Source organism: Roseibium sp. AWQ4_290 (assembly GCF_056160985.1).
Genome location: NZ_JBSWYG010000001.1, coordinates 149244 through 170797 on the forward strand (window position 1 = coordinate 149244; position 21554 = coordinate 170797).

Annotated in this window: 20 protein-coding genes; 18 read left to right on the forward strand and 2 right to left on the reverse strand. The window is 59.9% G+C overall.

Features of this window, described 5'->3' with window-relative positions; genetic code table 11:
- The first annotated feature begins 300 nt into the window (after positions 1-300).
- Both ACXAH0_RS00645 and ACXAH0_RS00650 read left to right on the forward strand, forming a co-directional pair.
- Entirely contained in the window at positions 301-981 is a 681-nt protein-coding gene (locus tag ACXAH0_RS00645) for a GntR family transcriptional regulator (RefSeq protein WP_475172691.1), read from the forward strand.
- Positions 982-1161: 180 nt separating this feature from the next.
- Positions 1162-2859 (forward strand): aspartate:alanine exchanger family transporter, encoded by a 1698-nt coding sequence (locus ACXAH0_RS00650; protein WP_475188312.1) that lies wholly within the window; start codon positions 1162-1164, stop codon positions 2857-2859.
- A 68-nt stretch (positions 2860-2927) separates the two neighbouring features.
- Here the strand turns inward: ACXAH0_RS00650 and ACXAH0_RS00655 are convergent, their stop codons facing one another.
- A complete protein-coding gene (locus ACXAH0_RS00655) occupies positions 2928-3653 on the reverse strand; it encodes a DeoR/GlpR family DNA-binding transcription regulator (protein ID WP_475188315.1) in 726 nt (241 codons plus the stop codon).
- Positions 3654-3716: 63 nt separating this feature from the next.
- Between ACXAH0_RS00655 and ACXAH0_RS00660 the strand changes: the two genes are divergently transcribed.
- From ACXAH0_RS00660 to ACXAH0_RS00690, 7 genes are all read left to right on the forward strand, one after another.
- Entirely contained in the window at positions 3717-4352 is a 636-nt protein-coding gene (locus ACXAH0_RS00660; protein ID WP_475188318.1) for a TIGR00725 family protein, read from the forward strand.
- A gap of 55 nt (positions 4353-4407) precedes the next feature.
- Positions 4408-5505, forward strand: a complete 1098-nt coding sequence (locus ACXAH0_RS00665; protein ID WP_475188320.1) for an ABC transporter ATP-binding protein — start codon at positions 4408-4410, stop codon at positions 5503-5505.
- Entirely contained in the window at positions 5502-6428 is a 927-nt protein-coding gene (locus ACXAH0_RS00670) for a carbohydrate ABC transporter permease (protein WP_475172681.1), read from the forward strand. The genes ACXAH0_RS00665 and ACXAH0_RS00670 overlap by 4 nt, the downstream gene beginning before the upstream one ends.
- On the forward strand, positions 6425-7255 hold the full coding sequence (locus tag ACXAH0_RS00675; protein ID WP_475188323.1) for a carbohydrate ABC transporter permease: 831 nt from the start codon (positions 6425-6427) through the stop codon (positions 7253-7255). Before ACXAH0_RS00670 ends, ACXAH0_RS00675 begins: the two co-directional genes overlap by 4 nt.
- A 70-nt stretch (positions 7256-7325) precedes the next feature.
- Positions 7326-8576, forward strand: a complete 1251-nt coding sequence (locus ACXAH0_RS00680; protein ID WP_475188325.1) for an extracellular solute-binding protein — start codon at positions 7326-7328, stop codon at positions 8574-8576.
- 483 nt (positions 8577-9059) lie between these two features.
- Positions 9060-9446, forward strand: coding sequence for a helix-turn-helix domain-containing protein (locus ACXAH0_RS00685; RefSeq protein WP_475188326.1), 387 nt, complete (start codon positions 9060-9062; stop codon positions 9444-9446).
- Positions 9447-9510: 64 nt separating this feature from the next.
- Positions 9511-9774 (forward strand): hypothetical protein, encoded by a 264-nt coding sequence (locus ACXAH0_RS00690; RefSeq protein WP_475172672.1) that lies wholly within the window; start codon positions 9511-9513, stop codon positions 9772-9774.
- Positions 9775-10169: 395 nt separating this feature from the next.
- Here ACXAH0_RS00690 and ACXAH0_RS00695 read toward each other — a convergent pair whose 3' ends face one another.
- Positions 10170-10928, reverse strand: a complete 759-nt coding sequence (locus ACXAH0_RS00695; RefSeq protein ID WP_475172670.1) for a hypothetical protein — start codon at positions 10926-10928, stop codon at positions 10170-10172.
- A 331-nt stretch (positions 10929-11259) separates the two neighbouring features.
- On the opposite strand from ACXAH0_RS00695, the gene ACXAH0_RS00700 reads away from it, so the two are divergent.
- The 9 genes from ACXAH0_RS00700 (at position 11260) to ACXAH0_RS00740 (ending at position 21321) form a co-directional block, all read left to right on the forward strand.
- A complete protein-coding gene (locus ACXAH0_RS00700) occupies positions 11260-11916 on the forward strand; it encodes a helix-turn-helix domain-containing protein (RefSeq protein WP_475188329.1) in 657 nt (218 codons plus the stop codon).
- A gap of 15 nt (positions 11917-11931) precedes the next feature.
- On the forward strand, positions 11932-13491 hold the full coding sequence (locus ACXAH0_RS00705) for an ABC transporter substrate-binding protein (RefSeq protein ID WP_475188331.1): 1560 nt from the start codon (positions 11932-11934) through the stop codon (positions 13489-13491).
- Between the two features lie 81 nt (positions 13492-13572).
- Positions 13573-14601: an ABC transporter permease gene (locus ACXAH0_RS00710; RefSeq protein ID WP_475188333.1), complete on the forward strand. Its 1029-nt coding sequence runs from the start codon at positions 13573-13575 to the stop codon at positions 14599-14601.
- Complete coding sequence (locus ACXAH0_RS00715; RefSeq protein ID WP_475172664.1) at positions 14598-15434, forward strand: ABC transporter permease; 837 nt, start codon at positions 14598-14600, stop codon at positions 15432-15434. The genes ACXAH0_RS00710 and ACXAH0_RS00715 overlap by 4 nt, the downstream gene beginning before the upstream one ends.
- A complete protein-coding gene (locus ACXAH0_RS00720; RefSeq protein WP_475188336.1) occupies positions 15431-16303 on the forward strand; it encodes an ABC transporter ATP-binding protein in 873 nt (290 codons plus the stop codon). Before ACXAH0_RS00715 ends, ACXAH0_RS00720 begins: the two co-directional genes overlap by 4 nt.
- The gene (locus ACXAH0_RS00725) at positions 16300-17100 is read left to right on the forward strand and encodes an ABC transporter ATP-binding protein (protein WP_475172661.1); all 801 of its coding nucleotides are present in this window, start codon (positions 16300-16302) and stop codon (positions 17098-17100) included. Before ACXAH0_RS00720 ends, ACXAH0_RS00725 begins: the two co-directional genes overlap by 4 nt.
- A complete protein-coding gene (locus tag ACXAH0_RS00730; RefSeq protein ID WP_475172660.1) occupies positions 17097-17588 on the forward strand; it encodes a GAF domain-containing protein in 492 nt (163 codons plus the stop codon). The genes ACXAH0_RS00725 and ACXAH0_RS00730 overlap by 4 nt, the downstream gene beginning before the upstream one ends.
- Entirely contained in the window at positions 17585-19663 is a 2079-nt protein-coding gene (locus tag ACXAH0_RS00735; protein WP_475188338.1) for a hydantoinase/oxoprolinase family protein, read from the forward strand. The genes ACXAH0_RS00730 and ACXAH0_RS00735 overlap by 4 nt, the downstream gene beginning before the upstream one ends.
- Complete coding sequence (locus ACXAH0_RS00740; RefSeq protein WP_475188341.1) at positions 19660-21321, forward strand: hydantoinase B/oxoprolinase family protein; 1662 nt, start codon at positions 19660-19662, stop codon at positions 21319-21321. The genes ACXAH0_RS00735 and ACXAH0_RS00740 overlap by 4 nt, the downstream gene beginning before the upstream one ends.
- Positions 21322-21554: the final 233 nt, after the last annotated feature.

Genomic DNA, 21554 nt, shown 5'->3' on the forward strand with positions numbered 1-21554 from the left:
CCCCTTCGGCCTCCTGATCGGCAGGAGAACAAAGACTGTTGATCAAAGGGTCTCTATACAGCCTGTTTCTCCGCTCTGAAAGTCCGCAGTTTCTCGCATGTCAAAGAGAAGGACCGGACGCTGGTCTGAACCGGCTGGCTCCCCGCGCGGGAAATTATTTGATCAAATTAATAGATTTTGGGTTTGATTATTTCTTTCCCTTCAATTTCATATATTGCAATAATTATCAGATGTCCCAACGGGACCTCGCCACAAAGAACGATCAAAGGCAGCCACCTGCAAAAAATCGATACACCTAGAATGACTTCAAAACCGCTGTCAGCTTCCGCTCATGAAGCCTCTGCCACCCAGAGGGCCTATCTCACGTTGCGCCGCATGATCCTGGTTGGAGAATTGCAACCGGGAAAAAAGCTGAAGATTGAAGACTTGCGGGCCCTATTGGATATGGGGGGGTCTCCGGTCCGCGAAGCGCTGTCCCTGCTGGTCTCCGACCAGCTTGTCGAGCGGCTGGACCAGCGCGGCTTCCGCACCGCAGAGATTAGCAATGCCAACTTCACCGAAGTCATGACCCTTCGTTACCTGCTGGAAGAGCGGGCGCTTAGGGAAAGCATCGCCCATGCGGATGCAGAATGGGAACACCGGCTGGTGATAGCCCATCACCAATTGACACGCCAGCAGCGCGCCAAGATGGAGTATTTCGAGGATCTGCACAAAGACTTTCACATCGCCCTGCTCGCCGCCTGTCCGTCTCCGGTGCTGCTGAAATTCTGCAACCAGCTCTACGACTTGATGCTCCGCTACCGGTATCTGGCCGGGGAAACCTTCGACTATTCCGGCCGTGACATTGGCCGGGAACATTCCGATATCATGAACGCGGCCATTGACCGGGACGCGGATACCACCTGGAAACTGCTGCTCAGCCACTATCGCAGCACCGGAAGCCTTCTGGAACAACACTACCCGGCGGAAGCTGCGCAATAGCCGGACGGGCAAAATTCTTGCTTGTGCCATGATTTTGACGCAACCATCGCCCAGGGGATGACGCCCTTTGGAGAGGACAAGAGAAGGTCCTCACTCAGCTTGAGCAGGACACGTCCTGGCTGTGCACCCTTAAGATCCGGCCGGACAGAGGCCCGAAGCCCGCGACACAAGACAAAACCAATGACAATCGACTTTTCGCAGATTTTCCGGCAAGATTCAGTGCTTGTGATATTCACGATCATCGCAGTCGGCTATCTTGTCGGCAACATCCGTTTCGCCCGCTTCGAGATCGGCGTGACCGGCGGCGTGCTGCTCTGTGCCCTTGTCTTCGGTCACTACGGCTACACAATTGACCCGGTTGTGCAATCCATCGGCTTTACCCTGTTCATCTATTCAGTCGGCTGGCAGGCCGGACCGCAGATCCTCAACGTTCTGCGCCAGGACGGGCCCAGATATCTGGTCCTGACCGTGTTCATGGGTGCTGGCTCCTTCCTTCTGGTGCTCGCGCTGGCCTGGATGACCGGCCTGGACAATGCCTTTGCCGCCGGGCTAATGGCAGGCAGCCTGACCAGCACCCCCACCCTCGTGGGCGCGCAAAACGCGGTTGCCTCCGGCCTTGTGGACCTGCCCGCAGGCGAGACCACCAACGGTTTGATCGAAAGCATCAGCGTTGCCTATGCGATCACCTATATTTTCGGCACGGTCGGGCTGCTGCTCGTGGTCAAGCTGCTGCCCAGCCTGCTGCGCGTTGACCTGGCCAGTGCTGCAGAGACCTTTGCCAAAGAGCGTGGCTTCAGGGCAGACGCTGCAGAAGACAAGATCGAACGGCCAATCCTGCGCGCCTATCTGATCGACGCCCCGGACCTGAACGGGCTCACCATCGCCCAGGCGCTGGCGGCCCGGGCCGCTAAAACCGTCAGCTTCCGCTCGCTCTACCGGCTGAAGCGGGGCGCGGAGCTGATCAAACCGACGCCGGAGACCGTCATTGAAAGCGGCGACAAGATCGCTGTCTTTGCCACCCCGGACGAGCACGCCAGGGCGCGCGAACTGTATCACCTGGGCGCCGAAGTCCTGGATGCCGACCTGATTAACGCTGTGGCAGATGTCGCTGAAGTGGTCGTGACCAACCCAAGTGCAGTCGGCAAAACCCTGGAAGAGCTGGCAATCTATGAAAAACACGGCTGTTATCTGGTCCGGACAACCCGCTCTCAGATCCAGCTGCCGCTTTCCCCTGGCACCGTGGTGCAGCGGGGCGATGTGATGATCCTGACCGGGGAGCGCCGGGCGCTGGACCGGGCCATTGCCGAAATCGGTGCCGAGGACCGCAAGGCAGTTGAAACGGACCTGCTCACCTTTGCCGCGGGGATAGTCTTCGGCCTGCTGCTCGGCCAGATCACCGTCAAGGTCGGCACCATTGATGTGGGCATCGGCACGGCGGGCGGTCTTCTGGTGGCCGGGATCTGCGTCGGCTTTCTGCGTGCCAACCGCCCGACCTTCGGCCGCATGCCTGCTGCGGCCCGCTTCATCCTGATGGAACTTGGCCTCTTGCTGTTCATGGTCGGTGTCGGCCTCAATGCGGGCGGCGGCATAGCAGACGCACTGGGCTCCGTCGGACCGGTGCTGTTCCTGTCCGGCATCGTTGTCACCTGCCTGCCCCTCCTGTGCGGCTATGCTTTCGGCAGGCTGTTTCTGGGCATGAACCCTGCTCTTTTGCTCGGCGCGCTGACCGGTGCCATGACCAGCACGCCCGCCCTTGGCATTGTCCAGCAGGCCGCAAACAGCACGGTTCCGGCCCTCGGCTATGCGGGCACCTACGCGCTGGCCAATGTGCTGCTGACCCTTGCCGGCACCCTGATCATGCTCTTGGGCGGCGGCTGACCAGCCCCTTGAGAGGACCAGGGCGTTCAAAGGCCAAACAGGCCGGAGCCGGGGTGAGTGTGCAGATGTCACGCCTCGCCGGTGACAACCTTTGCAAACGCGTCAAGACTGGCTAGGGTCGACAGCGCCGTGCGCCCGAATTTGGACGGAGTCGCCAGTAGCATGGAGCAATTGGCAGCGGCCATTGCCGCCTTTTTGACCGCGATTTTCGACAGGTCAAAATCCATCACCCGGTCCCGTGCATCAATCGCAGAACAGGCGATCAGCGCATAGTCTAGCGTCAGTCCGTTCAACAGAAGAACAATATCCTCTCCCACGAGAGAACCATCCTTCCCGGCCATACGCCCGCCCAGAACCGTCACATCATGCCGCTTGGGGTCAAAGCTCAGGGCCGCCCGGATGCTGTTGGTGAAGACCTTCAGGCCGCTGCGGCCATTCAGCTGACGGGCCGTATATTCAATGGTCGTGCCCACATCGAGATAAAGACTGGCTCCATCCGGGATCAAGCCGCTGGCCTGGCGGGCCACCGCCAGCTTTGCCTCCACCCCCATCCGTTCCTTGTGGCCATGATCCAGCCGGATCGTCTCTAGGTCCCCGATCGCCCCTGCCCCACCATGGAAGCGTTGCAAACGGCCGGCCTCGGCCAAAGCGATAATGTCCCGCCGCACGGTTTGGGCGGACATCCCGAACTCCTCGGCCAGTTTCTCGATGGTGACAAAGCCCTGCTGCTCTGTCAGGGCAATGATCCGGTTCTGCCGTTCACTGAAGGCCGGGGTCGGTAGCAGTCGGTTCATGAAACTGTCAGCTTCCTATGCAAGGTTTGTAAACTATCTTACAGAATTTTGCGAAAGTCGCCAATGGGCCAGAAACAGTATTTTTTCCACCAGGGCACACTTTACGACGCTCACGCCAGGCTGGACCCCTGGTCGTGGACCTGGAAGGCCGCCCCCCGGCCGGCTGAAGCCAGTGAGGTGACAGCCCTTGAGGCCCTCACCTGTTTAAACGGGGCTGGCGGGGCCAGACGCCTGCCCGTCGGCCTGATCGGCCCCCGCGAGGCAACGGACGGCCAGCTGGCGGCGGCAGAGACCATTGGCGCCAAGCTCGGGACGCTCGGCCTGACCATGATGTGCGGTGGAAAAACTGGAGTCATGCAGGCTGCAGCCAAAGGATGTCTGGAGGCTGGCGGCCTGACAGTTGGGATGGTCCCCGACCATGACTGGCGCATGGCCAATCCCTATATCAGCCTGCCGATTGCCACCGGTCTCAATGAAGCCCGCAACATGATCATTGCCAAATCCTGCGAAGTTCTGATTGCCGTCGGCGGGTCCTACGGCACCTTGAGCGAGATAGCCTACGGTCTGCACTTTTCCAAACCCGTAATCGGTTTACTCGGAGCCCCCCATGCGGACGGACTGGAGTTGGCACAGTCACCTGAAGATGCTGTCAACAGGTTGGCCACACATCTTCTGGCGCGCGCCAAACTGTCATCATAACTACATGCCACGCGTATTAATGTAAGATATCTTACATTAACTGGCGCCCATGAACATGACCTTACAGACCGTACTGGAATTGCAGGACGTCACCAGACGCTTCGGCCCTGCAACGGTTCTCAACGGCATTCATGTGTGCATTGCCGAGGGCAGCTTTACAGCGCTTTTAGGCGCATCCGGGTGCGGCAAGTCCACCACATTGCGGATCATGGCGGGCCTTGACCGGCCCACACATGGTCAGGTGCTGCTGAACGGAACCGATGTCGGTCACCGTACGGCCTATGAGCGTAACATTGCCATGGTGTTCCAGTCTTACGCGCTCTATCCGCATCTAACGGTGTTTCAGAACATTGCCCTGCCGCTCACCATGCGCCATCTGGGACCTTTCAGCCGTCTGCCCGGCTTGGGCCGTCTGGTCCCGGGCAGCGGTTCAGCCCGGGAACTGATCCGGAAGAAGGTTCTGGAAACGGCAGAGAGCCTGGACCTGACCCCCTTTCTGACCAGAAAACCTGGTAGTCTTTCCGGCGGTCAGAAACAGCGCGTCGCCCTTGGACGTGCCCTTGTGCGCGATCCGGCCCTTTTTCTTCTGGACGAACCTCTCTCAAACCTTGATGCCAGACTGCGGGTGCGTATGCGCGCCGAACTCTCCAGTCTGCACCGGCGCACCGGCCGTCCCTTCGTTTACGTCACCCATGATCAGGCCGAAGCAATGGCCATGGCCGACCGGATCATCGTTATGATCAAGGGAGAGGTAGCCCAGTCCGGCACCCCAAGAGAGCTTTACAACCGCCCGGCCAGCCGGGAGGTTGCGGCCTTTATCGGCACCAACTCCATCAATTTTCTCGAACCCGGAGACGGTCTGCCGCCGGACGTTGCAAAGACGGCTCCGGCGCTGTTCGGCATTCGCCCGGAACATCTCGCCCCGGCTGCAGATGGTGCGTTGACAGCCCGCCTCCACGGGGCGGAGTTTTTGGGGTCCGAAACCATCCTTGCCCTGCGCACAGTCAAAGGCACAGCACTTCAGGCAATCGCTCCAGGAGATTTTCAGGTCCCTGCACCGGGCAGCGAGATCCGCCTTGGCGTTGCCGCACACCGGCTGCACCTGTTCGACCCGCACTCAGGCAAGCGCCTGGAAGAGCAGGCCGCGCCATGACCAGCCGGTTTCCTGCTCCGTCCTCTTCTCTGTCCATCCGCCTGCGTGAGGCCCTGACAACTGCCTGGCTGGTCGGTCCGGCGGCCTTTGCCTTGCTGGTCTTCATCTTCGTACCCGTTGCGATTGTCGCACTCCTGTCCTTTACAGACTACCAGTTCGGCGCCTCGCATTTTGCCTGGATCGGGCTGGACAATTACCAGAACCTGTTCGGGTCACCCCTCGGACGGCGCGCGATCGTCAACACACTGATTTATGCAGCCATCGTTATTCCCGGAGCTCTGGCACTCGGCCTTCTGGTGGCCCTTGGCTTGCACCGGATGACGGACTGGGCTCCTTCACTCTCCACGGTGCTGCGCTCCGTCTATTTCCTGCCCGTAGCAGCAACCCTGGTGGCCATGTCGGTCGCCTGGCAAATGGTCTTGCACCCTTCGCTCGGCGTGGTCAATCAGACCCTTGCCGCTCTGGGCGAGGCGCCGCAGAACTGGCTCAGCGACCGGGGGCTCGTGATCTACACCCTTGCCGTGATCGGCATCTGGCAGACCGTCGGCTACAATATGGTCCTGTTTCTGGCAGGCCTCGCCGCCATCCCGCCAGAGCTGTATGACGCGGCTGAAGTCGACGGAGCCGGCAGTGGCTGGCCGCGCTTTTGGACCATCACATGGCCAATGCTCGGTCCAACGACGCTGTTTGTTCTGGTTGTCACGGCCACAAATGCCTTCCGTGTGTTTGAAACCGTGGCCACCCTGACAAAGGGCGGCCCGGCCTTTGCCTCTGACACACTGGTCTATGCGCTCTACCGGGAAGGATTTGTTTATTTCAAAGCGGGCTACGCAAGCGCCATCACCGTGGTGTTCTTTGCCCTTTTGCTGACCTTGACGCTGATACAGCTCCGTCTCGTGGAACGGAGGGTCCATTACCGTTGACCCTCCAACTCGTGTTTGCAAGAGCCCTGTCGCTCGCCCTTTTGCTCATCGGCGCGGCTTTTATCCTGCTGCCGTTTTTCTGGATGCTGTCTCTGGCCCTCAAACCCCCGGATGAGATTTTCACGACCTCCTTTCAGCTCCTCCCCAGCCATATTGAATGGGGCAATTTCACCAAGGCGCTGACCGAAACCAATGTGCCGCGCTATCTCCTGAACGGGGTCATCGTTGTGTGCGGCATTCTGGTGTTCCAAATCCTGTTTGCTGTCCCTTGCGCCTATGCCCTTGCCCAGCGCAGCTTTACGGGCCGGACCGTGCTCTTTTCCCTGGTCCTCACAGCCTTGCTGGTGCCGTTTCATGTCACCGCCATTCCCGTTTTTCTGGGCTTTGCCAAACTCGGCCTTCTAAACTCCTATTGGGCTCTGATCCTGCCTTTCGTGCCAACGGCCTTCGGCATTTTCCTGTTCCGCCAGTTTCTTGCCCAGGTGCCAGCGGAGCTGTTCGATGCAGCCCGGGTCGACGGGCTGAGCGAAACCGCGATTGTCTGGCGGATCGCCTTTCCCCTTGCCCTGCCCGCTGCAACCGCCTTCGCGATCTTTTCCGTCACCGCCCACTGGAATGATCTATTCTGGCCGCTGATCGCCACCACCGATCCGGATCTGGCGACACCGCCGCGCGGCATTCTTTATTTTCGCGACGAGGAGTCGGGAAACGACGTCGGCCCGCTCATGGCTGCCGCCACCTTGATTACTGCACCGCTGGTGCTCGCGTTCCTCGCCGCCCAGCGTCAATTCACCCGGGGCCTCGCAACTGGAGGCCTGAAGGGATGAGCCGAATAATGCATGCCGACAAGTCCGGAGCCAACCGGGCCCTCTCTCATCCACCCAGGAGGCTTTCCTCATGAAGACCTTGTTTATTGCAGCAGCGTTCAGCCTGGCCGCAACAGCCGCCAGCGCCGAACAGACAGAACTCCGTGTCCACTACGCCATCCCGACCATCTGGGCCGAAACCCAGGACAAGCTGGCCGCCGCTTTCATGGAAAAGCATCCGGACATCAAGATCACTTTGGACGGACCGGCGGAAAGCTATGCTGACGGCGTGCAGCGTCTGCTGCGTGAAGCCGTTGCCGGCAACACTCCCGACGTAGCTTATGTTGGCCTCAATCGCTGGCGCATTCTGGAAGACCGGGGCCTGATCCATCCGCTCGACAGCTTCATCGGTGGCAAGGCCAACGAGATGGGCTACACACCGGCTCTTTTGTCCCTCGGCTCTTATAAAGGCGCTCAATACGCTCTTGGCACTTCCGCCTCCACCATGGTCATGTATGTCAATCCGTCCCTGGTTGAACAGGCTGGCGGTTCCATGGACAATTTCCCGACCACCTTTGACGGTGTGATCGAGCTGGCGGCCAAAATCGATGCCCTGAGCGACACGATCGATGGTATCTGGATCGGCCGTCACGACTGGCGCTACCAGTCTCTGCTCGGCTCCTATGGCGGCCGGCCGATGAATGCGGACGAAACCGACATTACCTTCGACAGCAAGGAAGGCATCGCCGCAGCCAATCTCTACCAGCGCTTCGCAAAGAAAGCGGGCATGAAGTCCTATGGCCAGAACGAGGCCCGCCAGGCGCTTCCAGCCGGTACACTTGGCATCATGTTCGAAAGCTCTTCCCTGCAGAAGCGGTTTGAAGATGGCGCCGGTGATGCCTTTGACCTCACCGTCAAGCCTACGCCGGTTGCTGCTGCCGACAAGGAGAAGGTCTATTTCCCGACCGGCGGTTCGGCCATCGTGCTTCTGACTGATGATGCCACCAAACAGAAAGCGGCCTGGGACTACATCTCCTTTGTCACCGGTCCGGAAGGCCAGAAGATCATCGTGGAAAACACCGGCTATGCTCCGGCCAATGCCAAGGTCATTGAGGACAAGGCTTATCTCGGCGCATTTTATCAAAACAACCCGAACGCCCTCATCGCCCATACCCAGGTCGCCAACTATGCGGGCCCCTGGTACGCTTATCCAGGCGCCGAAGGGGTTGCCGTGACAGACCTGATCGCAGCTGCTCTGGTGGAAATCACCGAAGGTGCGGATACGCAGACAACCGTCAAAAATCTTGCCGAAACCTTGCGTCTTCAACTTGGCATGAAATAAGGGGCCCGTCCTCTGACAGAAAATCGGAACACCCCCGGCAACCGGGGGTGTTTGTTTCTCTCGCCGCAGCGCGGTCATTCTTGCGGAAGGCATGTTTAATCCAGAGCGGAATACCAACCTCAACAAACAGGAACTTATTCGATGAGTTTTTCAGTTTCTCCGGCAAGGAAAGGCATGCAGGTCGGCCTGGTTGGCCGGGCCAGAGGCGTGACACAGCCCGGCGGGTCTGAAAAAGCCACCGAAGGCCGCGACATGAGAGCGTTCCGCCGTGTCGCGCGACTTGGACGATGCCCCACATCGCCCTGTGGCAGGCTCCTTGCTGAACGCTCTCATGTCACGGTCGAATAGGCTCATATTTATTGCGGGTGGTATAATTCCGGCCTGCACCTGGACCAATTCATCTGCCGTAACGGTTGCAATGACCTGCCAGGAAGCGTAAATTTCGTTAGCAGATTGGCAAGAGATCCTTACGGGACATGCAACATGCAGGCAAACGTGGGCGAGCCCCGATTCAACGTTACCAGCTGGGCCAATGACGCCATCGAAGCCAGTGGCCTGAAAAACAGGGAGATCGCCGATCTCCTGAGCCTGACGCCTGCGTCCGTGTCCCGGATCCGGAAGGGCAAACAGGCCCTCAGCGCCGAGCATATGCTGCTTCTGTCACAGGAACTGAGAGCGCCCCTGCCCGGCGGCGGCTCCCCTGAAGCCCCCGGCCACCGACAAAGCCTGGACAAGGAGCTTTATCTGAAAGCCCTTGAAAGCGTTGTGGAACAAAACAGCCGCTGGCCCATAGACAAGCAGATGAACCAGTTCGAACTCCTGGACAGCGTCTTCTTTGTTTACGAAGCGCTGGTGAAATTACAGAAGTAATCCCGAGGCCGCGTGTTGTAGGCACTGCACCGGTTCCCTGGAGAAAAAGCGAGACCCAAGACGCATGAGCGAACAGGACTTTACCAAAGAACAGCTGGCATTTCTGGAGCTGTTTGAAATCGCGGCGCGATATGACTGCCTCTATCTGCTCGATTTTCATTGTTTCAACATGTTCAACCATGAACAGACCAGCTTGTTGAGCGACGCGGAACGGGCTGAGCTTGCCGTTGCGGCACGAACAGATATATTTGCCGAAGCAATCCAGCGTGGCTTCCAGCCGAACCCGGAACCGTTTGGACAGATTGATGAGCAAACCTACCTTTGTTGAGCCGCTCCCCCTTTCCAATGTGGAAAACGGGCTGGCTGGGGAACGGGCCCAGTTCCTGCTTGACACCTGGAAGGAAAACAGCGGGATCATGATCCGCGACAGCCGCATGACCAAGCTCAGCCCGTGGCTGCTTCTGACTCTGCCCACGGCCGAGCCGGGGGAAGTTCCGAAAATCACCTTTGCCGGTAACCGCACCACCTTTCGGCGGTTCTTCCCCGAGGCCCTGGACCCGGAGACCCCGAAACCGGCCACCAGCTTTCTGCCCAAAGCCTATCGTGCGGGCGTTGCGACAGCCTATCACACCGCCTTTTCCGGCACGCCCTGGCTGGATATACAACGCACGGGCCACCGGCTGGGACCGGCCGTCCCCGACATGACGCTGCAGCGCCTTCTGGTCAAGTTTGAGACTCGGGCCGGGATCGCCCGGATTTTCTGCCTGATGGAGCTATTGGAAGTCCACGAGCAACGCGATCTATCAGATCGCACACGTCATCCACGCTATTGCCTGCAAAAATCAAGTTGGCATCCAGCGTATCAGGCATTGGCTCGGCCCATGTCAGCGCATGGTGGCAGCATCTTGTAAAGCCGCATTCGCGCCAGAAGCCATCCAGGAAGTTGTGACCCTGGATCCAGCCGTAGTAATAGCCCGCCCCCCATTCATCGAGCGCCTCAATCTGGGCCAGCTGGTTCAACAGTCCGCCCAGACCGTGCCTCCGCCAATAGGGCGCGACAAAGGTTCCGCCCAGATAGACCACATCTCCGGTGATCCGCCGTCCGACCCGGGGCTGTTCGGGCGTTAGATGAACCTGTCCGCCCTCCACATTCGGATAACAGCGGTGGAAATATTTGCGCCAGAAATCCGTTAAGGTCATGGGATATTGCATCTGGTCAAACCTGGCACAGACCCGGCCAACCATCTGCCCTTCCCGGTCACTCAAGATCAGCCAGAAGGCTTGTGAAGGTGTGTAGGTGTTGAGGGTTGGCGTGAAATGCCCCTCAAGAGGCGGTGCCTCACTGGCTTCGGCCAAAGCCTCGACCACATCAAAGTCGGAGCCCCGCTGCAGCGTAAGCCCCAGATCCTGAAACTGCCGGTCAATGACGCCCCAGGCCCGCTTGACCTGTGCCTTATCCAGCTCGAAATCCAGTCTCTGCATGGACCACCCTGTTTATTGACGTCTGATTGCACCAGCCGCAACATCTCGTTACGCATCACTCAACAACTTATAGGAGTGGATAAGTTGTACGATCCGTTGGAAACTCTACCAGAGTCAGCCCTGCAAAAGGGGCCGTGCAACCGACGTTAAACAGGATTTTTTTGCTGCGTCTCAAGCCGCCCGACCCAATTCCCCCGAGATGAGGCACTGCGTATTCCCGCTGCGAAGGGTCAACAGCGTGCAAACCAGTGATGTTCGAGTGCGCTCCGAATTTTTTTAGCCAGACTAAAATAGATTGACGCCGCCTGATCAGTATGATTGTTTTTTAGCCATGCTAAAAAAAACACCTGACAGCTCCATTTCAGACGCGGAACAGCTTGGCAGTGCCCTGCGCAAGCAGCGCAAGGCGCTCAAGCTGACCATGCAGAGCGTTGCCGAGCGCGCAGGGCTCTCCGTCGGCTTTATCAGTCAGGTGGAGCGCGGCCTGTCCGCTCCCTCCCTGTCCTCGCTTGTTTCGATCGCCGAGGTGCTGGACCTGCCGCTTGGACGCTTCCTGAGCGCGCCGGACCAGTCCATGAACGAGGCCCATCTCACCCGCCAGGATACCCGGAAGCGATTCGCGGTGCCCGGCGCCGTCCAAAAATATGAACGCCTGTCCTCCGCCTTTGCAGGAAGTGTTCTGCATTCGGTGATCGTGCATGAGGAGCCCGGCTACAGATCCGAGCCGATCAGCCATGCGGGGGAAGAGATGTTCTACATTCTGGAAGGCGAACTGACGGTGGAGATCGATGGCATCCGTGACGTTCTCAAAGCAGGAGACTCCGTACATTTCGATTCCCGCAAGACCCATTCAAGCTGGAATCACACCGCCGCCTTCACCCGCATGCTGTGGTGCGGAACCATGGACGTCTTTGGCGGCGACCATCCGTCACCAACCCATAAAACAAGCAACAAAAACGTCAGTAAAAATACAATCCCAGAGGGGTAAGTCATGAAAGCTGGAATGAAAACAGTGGCTGCCGCGCTGCTCGCGATGTCGGCCTTTAATACGCAGACCTTTGCCGAAACCGTATTGCGGCTCGACGAAGTGGCTGTGGGCGAACTCGACCCCGCCAAAGCCTCCGACTATGCCGACAGCATTTTGATGTTCAACGTTTATGATACGCTGGTTTTGCCCAGACAGGGCGGACCGGGCCAGGTGCCCCATCTGGCGAAAAGCTGGGAGACCGACGGGACGACCTACACCTTCTCCCTGCGCGATGACGTTGTCTTCCAGAGTGGCAACAAACTGACCGCTGAAGACGTTGTCTATTCCCTCAAGCGCATGCAGGCACTTGGTCAGGGCCTTTCCTATCTCTTTCAGGATGTGAGCGCAGAGGCGGCCGATCCCCTGACCGTGAAATTCACCCTGGCCAAACCATATGCGCCGTTCCTGGCGTCGCTGGTGCGCCTGCCTATCATCGACAAGGCGCTGGTAGAAGCGAACAAGGGCGATGACGAATGGGGCGAAAGCTACCTGTCTGCCCACGGAGCAGGATCCGGCGCCTACAGCGTGACGGCGCACAATCCGCAGGAAGAAACCGTCATGGCAAAGAATGGCGGCTATTTCCTTGGCATTCAGGAGGCTGCCCCTGATACGGTGCGCCTGCGCTATGGTTTGGAAGCAGCCACGGTCCGCACCCTGATGTCCCGGGGTGAACATGACATTGCCTCCCAATGGCTGCCGCCGGAAGTGATCAAGTCCCTGGCCAAGGAAGGGGCCCAGCTTCTGACTGAAAGCGGCTCCGGCGGGTTCTACATCAAGATGAACACCACCAAGGCGCCACTTGATGACGTGAATTGCCGCCGCGCAATTTCCAGCGCGTTCGATTATGCCACCGCCATCAAGATGATCGCCATCACCGACAAGGTCTCCGCCGGATCGCCTGCGACCGGGGCCATTCCTGTCGGCATGTATGGCGCAAACCCGAAAGACGCGATCCTCAAGCAGGACATGGCCAAGGCCAAGGACTACCTGGCCGCCTGCCAATACGATCCCTCCGGCATCGATATCGAGGTGAGCTGGATTGCTGAAGTTCCGCTGGAAGAGCGTTTTGCCCTGTTGCTCCAGTCCAATCTGCAGCAGCTTGGGGTGAAATCCCATATCAAGAAGCTGCCTTGGGCCCTGTTTGCCGCACAGGTCTCGAAGCCGGAAAACACGCCCCATATCAGCCAGTTGTTTGTCAATGCCGTCACCGGCGATCCGGACACGCTGCTCTACGGTATGTATTATTCAGCCAATGCGGGCACCTGGCAGTCCCCGGAATATCTGAAGGACAAAGAGGTCGACACCGACCTTGATGAAGGCCGGACAGTAACGTCCGACGCGGCCCGCAGCGAAGCCTATTCCAAGCTGAATACGCGGCTTTTGGACCTTGCCCCGACCATCTACGGCTTTGACCGGCAGTCGGTCTTTGCCGCCTCCAACCGGGTGAAAGTTCCGGCTCTGTCCGACCCCTCCAAGGCGTTCGGTCTGGATGGCATGGGCTTTTCCTTCCGCCTGATGGAAATGACCGGCGAATAAACCTGTCTCACGCAGCACCGGCACCGGGTGGAGACGCCCGGTGCCCTGTCCAGCATCACCCCGGATCCGGCAAGACCATCCATGTCTCCCATTCTCAGCCTTCTGCTCAAGCGGCTCGGCATCTCCCTGATCGTTCTGCTGGGGGTTTCCGTACTGATTTTCTGCATTGCCCGGGTCATCCCCGGCGATCCGGCCCGCATTGCCCTTGGACCGAACGCAACAGATGAGCAGATCGGCAAATTGCGCGCAGAGCTTCATCTTGATGAACCGCTTGTGGTGCAATATGGCTATTTCCTGCGCGATTTAAGCCAGGGCGACCTGGGCATCTCGCTTTATACCAACCGGCCCGTAACCCGAGACATTGCCGAGTTCCTGCCCGCAACCCTGGAACTGGTGATCGTTGCCGGCATCGTGATGGTGGCCTGCGGTCTGCCGCTCGGCATCCTGTCGGCCCGGTTCCGCGACCGCTGGCCCGATCACGCTATCAGGCTTCTGGCGCTGCTCACCGTCTCGGCTCCCAGCTTCGTCTGGGCCGTGATCCTCATGCTGCTCTTTGCCTATTATCTACCGCTCTTCCCGATTGCCGGACAGATGTCCGACAGCATCACCATTGAACCGGTCACCGGGTTTCTTCTGGTGGATACGCTGTTGCGCGGCGACCTGACTGCCTTTGCCGATGCGCTCTGGCACATTGTCCTGCCTGCGATTGCACTGGCCCTGTCCGGCATCGGTCAGGCCGCCCGGCTGACACGGGCCAACATGGTGGAAACCTACCACAAACCCTATATCGAGATGGCTCAGGCCTATGGGTTTTTCCCTTCCCGGATCGCCAATCACTACGCCTTCAAACCCTCACTGATCCCTTCTCTGACCATTATCGGCCTGGATCTGGCAGCGATGCTGGGGAATGCCTTCCTGGTGGAAGCGGTCTTCGCCTGGCCAGGCCTGTCGCGCTATGGCGTTGCCGTCATCCTGCGCAAGGACCTGAATGCCATTATGGGCACGGTCCTGATCATCGCTCTCACCTTCCTGATTGTGAACATCATTGTGGACCTGTTGATCGCCTTTTTGAACCCGCGTATCCGCCACTCCACGAGGGCCGGCTCATGACGCGCAGCCTCCGTATTCTGGCCGCCAGTCCCCTGTCCCTGTTCGGGTTGGGCGTGGTGACCGCCATTGTTGTGGCCGCCCTGTTCGCGCCGCTTCTGGCCCCATTTCCGGACCATAACGGCGCCGTGGTGGATTTTGCCTATGCCAATCAGGCTCCGACCGCCCGCAACTGGATGGGCACGGACCTGGTCGGCCGGGATCTCTTCAGCCGCATTCTGTATGCCTACCGGATCTCTCTGGGCCTCGGCCTTGTGGTTCTGGCCATCGCAACCCCCATCGGCACCATCATTGGCCTGACCGCTGGGTATTTCGGCGGGCTCACCGGAGCTGTCCTGATGCGGCTAACCGATGTTTTCCTGTCGATCCCCCCGCTCGTTCTGGCCATTGCCATGATGGGCGTTCTTGAGCCGACCCTCACCAATGCCATGCTGGCAGTCACGGTCATGTGGTGGCCCTGGTATGCGCGGCTCGTCTACAACATCGCCCGCTCAGAGCGCGAAGAAGGCTATGTTCTGGCCGCCGAAGTGATCGGCGCCTCACCGGTGCACATCACCTTCCGTGAAATCCTGCCCAATTGTCTGCCGGCAGTCATCACCAAGATGACCCTCGACATGGGCTTCGTGATCATCATTGCCTCCTCCCTGTCCTTCCTGGGCCTGGGCGTCCAGCCGCCAACCCCGGATCTGGGCTCCATGGTGGCCGAAGGCGCCCGCTACCTGCCCGACAGCTGGTGGCTGACCGTCTTTCCAGGCCTGGCCATCCTGCTGGCCGTTTTCGGCTTCAACCTTTTGGGCGATGGACTGCGCTCGGTGCTGGGAGTGGATGAGCAGTGACCCCTCTTTTGAACATCGACAACCTCAAGCTCTCTTTCAAATCCCATCGCGGTCTGACCGAGGTGCTGCACGGTATTGACCTTGCGATCCACAAGGGCGAACGGGTGGCCCTTGTCGGCGAGAGCGGCTCGGGCAAATCGGTCACCGCCCGTATCATTCTCGGCCTGATTCAGGAACTGCGCAGCGCCCGGCTCAGCGGAACGGTACAGTTCGACGGCCGCGACAGCCTGCACATGCCGCGCAAGGAGCGGCAGGCCCTGCGCGGCACCGACATCTCCATGATCTTTCAGGACCCGACCTCGTCCCTCAATCCGGTGTTCCCGATAGGCAGCCAGTTCACCGACGTCCTGAGACGGCGCACGCCGAACCTGCCAAAACGGGAGGCGCTGGACACCGCCTCCCAGTGGCTGGACCTCGTGGCCATCAGCGATCCGGCCCGGGTTCTGAACAGCTATTCCTTTCAGCTGTCGGGCGGCATGAACCAGCGGGTGATGATTGCCATGGCGCTGGCCAACCGCCCCAAGCTGCTGCTGGCCGATGAACCAGGCACCGCGCTCGACGTGACGGTTCAGGCCCAAACCCTGAAACTCATGAAAACCCTTGTCGACGACGCCGGAACATCGGTCCTGTTCATTTCCCACAATCTGGGCGTAGTACGGGAATTTGCCGACCGGATCTATGTGATCTATCGCGGCCGGATCGTGGAGGACGGCCCTGCCGCCGCCCTGTTCGAAGACCCGCGCCATCCCTACACAAAGGCGCTGCTGGCAGCCGTGCCGCGCATCACCGGCGGAGGCCTGCCCGTCATTGCCGAGGTTGACCGCGCCTTTCTGGATGCGCCGGTGCATCACGGAGGCTCTGACGCATGACAGCGCTCTTGTCCCTCAAGGCCCTTTCCAAGGTCTTTCACGGCCCCGCTGGCAACGTTCACGCGGTCCGGGGCCTGAACCTGGATGTGCAGCCCGGCGAATGCCTGGCGGTGGTCGGGGAAAGCGGCTCCGGCAAAACAACCCTGGCCAATATGATCCTGGGCATTCTTGCCCCGACCAGCGGTGAAATCACCCTGTCCGGCGCCCCGCTCCACTCCCGGCGGAGCAAGGCGGAGCGCCGGGCCATCCAGCTGGTCCAGCAGAACCCGCTGTCGGCGCTTAATCCCAAACGCAGTGTCGGCGCGTCGATCCGCCTGGGGCTGGATGTCTATGGCATCGGTGCACCGTCCGAGCGCTGGTCCCTTGTCGAAACCGCCCTTCGGGAGGTCGGTCTGGAGCCGGAAATGCGTCACCGGCCCCCATCGGCCCTGTCCGGTGGACAGCGCCAGCGGGTCGGCATTGCCCGCGCCCTGGCTTGCCAGTCGCAACTGATCGTCCTGGATGAGCCGACCTCGGCGCTGGATGTGCTGGTCCAGGCCCGTGTCCTGCATCTGTTGAACGATCTACGCCAAAGCAAAGGGCTGACCTACATCTTCATCACCCATGATCTGGCGGTCGTGCGCAACGTTGCCGACCGCGTGGCGGTTTTCAAGGCCGGAGAGCTGGTGGAACTGGCCCCGGTCCGGCAGATCTTCGAACACCCTGAACATTCCTATACCCGCACCCTGATCGGGGCCGTGCCTGTGGTTGATCCAGAGGAACTGGCGTTGCGGGACAAACTCACGGAGACCGCATGAGCCCTTTGCTGGAGGCCGTTGCCGCAGGCACAGGCCAGCCTGAAACCGCCTATAATGCGCTCGCGCAGCTGGTCGCAGAGACCCTGGATACCCGGCTGATCACCTTCATGGAGATCAACTGGCCCCGTCAGGTGGCCCGCCGCAGCTTCACCAACATGCCCGAGGCCTACCCTGTCAGCGGTGAGAAACCCCTCCATCAGGACAGCTGGAGCAAAACGGTGCTGGAGCGGCGGGAATTCTTCGTCGCCAACACAATCAATGAGATCACCGAGGTCTTTTCCGACCACGCGCTGATCCAGTCCCTTGGCTGCGAAAGCTGCCTGAACATCCCGGTCACCATCGGTGGCAAGGTGCGTGCAACGCTCAACTGCCTCGACAAGGCAGGCCATTTTGACCCGCCACGGATCGAAAGGGCCCGCTCTCTCATTGCCCCCGGCACACTAGTCTTTGCCGCCGCCGGCTATCTTCAAGCGGAGCATTGCTCATGACACACACAACACGCCGTGTTGCGACCGACGTCGGCGGCACCTTCACGGATCTCGTTGCCTTTGAGAAAAACGCGGAAACCGGGGCAATCCGGATCGTGACCGCGAAATCCGATACCACGCCGCCAGATTTTGAAAACGGCGTGCTGAACGTCCTGGAAAAGGGCGGCATTCCGCCTGCAGAAGTGGACTTCATGGCCCATGGCACCACAGTTGTCATCAACGCCCTGACCGAGCGCAAGGGCGTAAAGGTCGGTCTGATCACCACGGAAGGCTTCCGGGACACTTTGGAGATCGCCCGCGGCAACCGGCCTGACTTCTTCAATCTGCACTACACCAAACCAGCGCCTTTTGTGCCGCGCCATTTGCGCGCCGAGCTTCCCGGCCGGATGAGTTACAAGGGTGAGGAGCTCAAACCGCTCGATCTGAGCGGCCTTGCCGGAATTCTGGAGACGTTCAAGGCCGAAGGCGTAGCCGCAGTGGCGGTCAGCCTGCTGCATGCCTATGCCAACACGGCCCATGAAGCAGCTCTTCTGGCTGCAATCCGCTCTCTCTGGCCGGAGGTGTCTGCCGTGGCCTCCCACCAGATCACCCGGGAATGGCGGGAATACGAGCGCTCCAACACCGCTGTCCTGTCCGCCTATGTCCAGCCAGTGGCCGCCCGCTATCTCGGCAAGCTGGATGCAGGATTGAAAAGCAAAGGCCTCCGGCAGAGCCCCTATATCATGCAGTCCAATTGCGGGGTCGACAGCCTGGAGGCGACATCTGCCGTCCCGATCAACATGGTGGAAAGCGGCCCGGCCTCCGGCTTCTGGGGCGCAGCGGAACTTGGCAAGCTGATCGGGGAACCCAACATCCTGGCCCTTGATATCGGCGGGACCACGGCCAAATGCTCGCTGATTGAAAAGGGCGAAGTCCGGATCATGACCGATTACTGGATCGAGCGCAGCCGGAGCTCAGCCGGCTACCCGATCATGGTGCCCGTGGTCGATCTGGTGGAGATCGGCAATGGCGGCGGGTCCATTGCCTGGGTGGATGATTTCGGCAAATTGCATGTGGGGCCCCAGTCTGCAGGCGCCCTGCCCGGCCCGGCCGCCTATGGAAAGGGCGGCGAGAAAGCCACCACCACGGACGCCAATCTCTGGCTTGGACGCATCAACAAGGACTATTTCTGCGGCGGTACGGTCACGGCCGATATGGCCGCCGCGGGAGAAGCCCTCAAGGAGGTTGGCGACGGGCTTGGTATCAGTGCCGATGAGGCGGCCAAGGGCATTATCCGCATCGCCAACAACAATATGGTCAATGCGCTGAAGCTGGTCAGCCTCAACCGGGGGCATGATACGCGCGACTTCACGCTGCTGGCGTTTGGCGGCGGCGGGGCCATGCATGCGGTTGCCCTTGGGCAGGAACTCCAGGTGCGCAAGGTGGTCGTCCCGGCCGCCGCCTCCGTCTTTTCCGCCTGGGGCATGATGATGTCTGACCTGCGGCGGGACTATTTTGTCACCCAGCTTGCGGATCTGGCCGATGGCAGCGCCAGCCTGATTGAAGCGGTTTTCGCAGAGGCAGAAAACACCGCCCGCAGCACCTTTGAAGCCGAAGGGATCGAGCCTGAAAAACTATCCTTCCTGCGCTATGGCAAATTCCGCTACCAGAACCAGGAACACACAACGGAAGTGCCCTTGACCGGGCAGGTCACCGATGCCGCACTGGCCAGAATCGCGGAGGATTTCCACGTCTTTTACGAAAAGGAATACACCTACCGGCTGGACGCCCCGGTCGAAATGGTCGGTATTCATCTGGTCGCCCGGGCGGAAATCGGCAAGCTGGAAATGGAACCGGCGGAGCTCGGGCCGGAAGACGCTTCCGCTGCACTCAAAGGCGAGCGCATGGTCGACTACGCTTTGGAAGGCCGCCACGAAGCGCAGATCTATGACGGGGACAAACTCCTGCCCGGCATGGCGTTTCAGGGGCCGGCCATCATTGAAGATCCCGGAACAACCATCGTCATTCACCCGGGCAACCGGGTCACTCTGGACGCTTACCGCAACATTCACATCGTGCTGGGAGACCCGTCATGAGCGCGCAGGACCCCATCACACTGGAAATCATCCAGAATTCCCTTCAGGCCGCAGCGGACGAAATGTTCGCCGCCATGCGCAAGACGGCCATGAGCTCGATCATCTACGAAGTGCTTGATATGGGCACGGGTGTCTGTGACGCAGAAGGCCGGATCGTGGCCTCCGGCGCAGGCATTCCCCATTTCGTCGGGGTTCTGGACAAGGCGGTAACCTATCTGATCGGCAAGTTTGGTGACGATGTCGCCCCGGGCGACGTCTTTGTAACCAACGATCCCTATCATGGCGGTGTCACTCACCTGAACGATCTGGTTCTGGCCATGCCCATCTTTGTGGATGGCCGCCTGATCGCCTGGACCGCGAATATCGCCCATAATTCCGATGTGGGCGGCATGGCCCCCGGGTCGCTGACCGGAAAGGCGACGGAGATCTTTCAGGAAGGCCTGCGCCTTCCGGCCATCAAGCTGATCAAGGCAGGGGAAACCGATCAGTCGGTGATGGATATCCTTTTATGCAACAGCCGGATGCCCGACTTTCTGAATGGAGATGTCTGGGCAGCCATTGCCTCTGTCCGGGTCGGCGCCCGCCGTCTGGAGGCGCTGGCCGAAAAATATGGCGCGGATGTCTTTTGCGATGCGGTCGGAAACTTTCTGGACCTTGGTGAAAAAACGACCCTTGCCGAATTGAAACGGCTGCCCAAAGGCACGTTTGAATTGACGGAGGAACAGGATGACGGGCGGTTTTTCAACGTCAAGATCACCATTTCCGACACGGCCTTCATTGTCGACCTGCGCGACAATCCCGACCAGGCCGACAATCCCACCAATACCAGCCGCGATGAAGCGGTGACCTCGGTCCAGACCGTGTTCAAATCGATGATCTCGTCCGAGACCCCGGCCAATGACGGTTGCTACCGGCCCTTGCAAGTGCTGACCCGGCCGGGTTCCGCGTTCCATGCCGAGGCGCCCGCCCCGGTCGGCTTCTATTACGAGATCGGCATCCGTGTGTCCGATCTCGTCTGGCGCTGCCTTGCCCCGCATATGCCGGACCGGCTGCCAGCCGGGCACTTTTCCTCCATTTGCGGCACATTCATCGGCGGCATTCACCCGGACACTGGCCGACAATATACCATTATTGAACCCCAGATTGGCGGCTGGGGCGGCAGTCCGGAAAAAGACGGCAATACCTGTGTTTTTTCCTCCTCCCATGGGGAGACGTTCAACACCCCGGCGGAAATCTCAGAGGCCCGCAACGGGCTTCTGATCGACCGGATGGAGCTGAACACCGCCCCCGGCGGTGAAGGCGCCTTCACCGGCGGCCGGGGCCTGCTGCTGGAATACCGCATCCGTACCCACAAAGGTTTTGTCACGGCCGGATACACCCGCTCGAAGATCAAGCCCTGGGGCCTTGCGGGCGGCCAGGAAGGATCCGGCAATTATGTGGAGGTGATCAAGGGCGGGGAAACCACGCGTTATGCCTTCGTCTCTGAGCTGCCTCTGACAACCGATGACGTGGTCCGGGTCGTCACTTCCAGCGGCGCGGGCTATGGCGACCCAAAGACCCGTGATCCTGAAAAAGTGCGCCTGGATGTGAAAAACGGCTTGCTTGACGGAGCGGCCGCTGAAGCGGTCTACGGCGTCACGGCCGCTGAAAAGACCTGAGGCCGCCAAGCGCGGCGCTTGAACCGATTGCCCCCGCCTTTTGCGGCGGGGACTTTTTTACCCCTCCCGTTTCGAAACGGCAGGGACAGTACGCAGCCAAAGAGGCTTCAAGATCCAGATGATGGGCGGAGCCCGCTCGACCCGCTCCCGCAAATTCGTCTTCCGGCAGGTCTTTCCAGGTTGCAAATGGACTTGCTGCCCTTCCCCTGTCTAGCTTAGGGCTGATGCCCAGG

What these genes read in the sequence shown, in the direction of transcription:
- ACXAH0_RS00660 (WP_475188318.1), top strand. Translation starts at nt 3,717, where the DNA reads ATGGGCCAGAAACAGTATTTTTTCCACCAGGGCACACTTTACGACGCT.
- ACXAH0_RS00670 (WP_475172681.1), top strand. Translation starts at nt 5,502, where the DNA reads ATGACCAGCCGGTTTCCTGCTCCGTCCTCTTCTCTGTCCATCCGCCTG.
- ACXAH0_RS00710 (WP_475188333.1), top strand. Translation starts at nt 13,573, where the DNA reads ATGTCTCCCATTCTCAGCCTTCTGCTCAAGCGGCTCGGCATCTCCCTG.
- ACXAH0_RS00685 (WP_475188326.1), top strand. Translation starts at nt 9,060, where the DNA reads ATGCAGGCAAACGTGGGCGAGCCCCGATTCAACGTTACCAGCTGGGCC.
- ACXAH0_RS00725 (WP_475172661.1), top strand. Translation starts at nt 16,300, where the DNA reads ATGACAGCGCTCTTGTCCCTCAAGGCCCTTTCCAAGGTCTTTCACGGC.
- ACXAH0_RS00735 (WP_475188338.1), top strand. Translation starts at nt 17,585, where the DNA reads ATGACACACACAACACGCCGTGTTGCGACCGACGTCGGCGGCACCTTC.
- ACXAH0_RS00715 (WP_475172664.1), top strand. Translation starts at nt 14,598, where the DNA reads ATGACGCGCAGCCTCCGTATTCTGGCCGCCAGTCCCCTGTCCCTGTTC.
- ACXAH0_RS00680 (WP_475188325.1), top strand. Translation starts at nt 7,326, where the DNA reads ATGAAGACCTTGTTTATTGCAGCAGCGTTCAGCCTGGCCGCAACAGCC.
- ACXAH0_RS00740 (WP_475188341.1), top strand. Translation starts at nt 19,660, where the DNA reads ATGAGCGCGCAGGACCCCATCACACTGGAAATCATCCAGAATTCCCTT.
- ACXAH0_RS00645 (WP_475172691.1), top strand. Translation starts at nt 301, where the DNA reads ATGACTTCAAAACCGCTGTCAGCTTCCGCTCATGAAGCCTCTGCCACC.
- ACXAH0_RS00705 (WP_475188331.1), top strand. Translation starts at nt 11,932, where the DNA reads ATGAAAACAGTGGCTGCCGCGCTGCTCGCGATGTCGGCCTTTAATACG.
- ACXAH0_RS00650 (WP_475188312.1), top strand. Translation starts at nt 1,162, where the DNA reads ATGACAATCGACTTTTCGCAGATTTTCCGGCAAGATTCAGTGCTTGTG.
- ACXAH0_RS00695 (WP_475172670.1), bottom strand. Translation starts at nt 10,928, where the DNA reads ATGCAGAGACTGGATTTCGAGCTGGATAAGGCACAGGTCAAGCGGGCC.
- ACXAH0_RS00665 (WP_475188320.1), top strand. Translation starts at nt 4,408, where the DNA reads ATGACCTTACAGACCGTACTGGAATTGCAGGACGTCACCAGACGCTTC.
- ACXAH0_RS00700 (WP_475188329.1), top strand. Translation starts at nt 11,260, where the DNA reads ATGCTAAAAAAAACACCTGACAGCTCCATTTCAGACGCGGAACAGCTT.
- ACXAH0_RS00730 (WP_475172660.1), top strand. Translation starts at nt 17,097, where the DNA reads ATGAGCCCTTTGCTGGAGGCCGTTGCCGCAGGCACAGGCCAGCCTGAA.
- ACXAH0_RS00690 (WP_475172672.1), top strand. Translation starts at nt 9,511, where the DNA reads ATGAGCGAACAGGACTTTACCAAAGAACAGCTGGCATTTCTGGAGCTG.
- ACXAH0_RS00655 (WP_475188315.1), bottom strand. Translation starts at nt 3,653, where the DNA reads ATGAACCGACTGCTACCGACCCCGGCCTTCAGTGAACGGCAGAACCGG.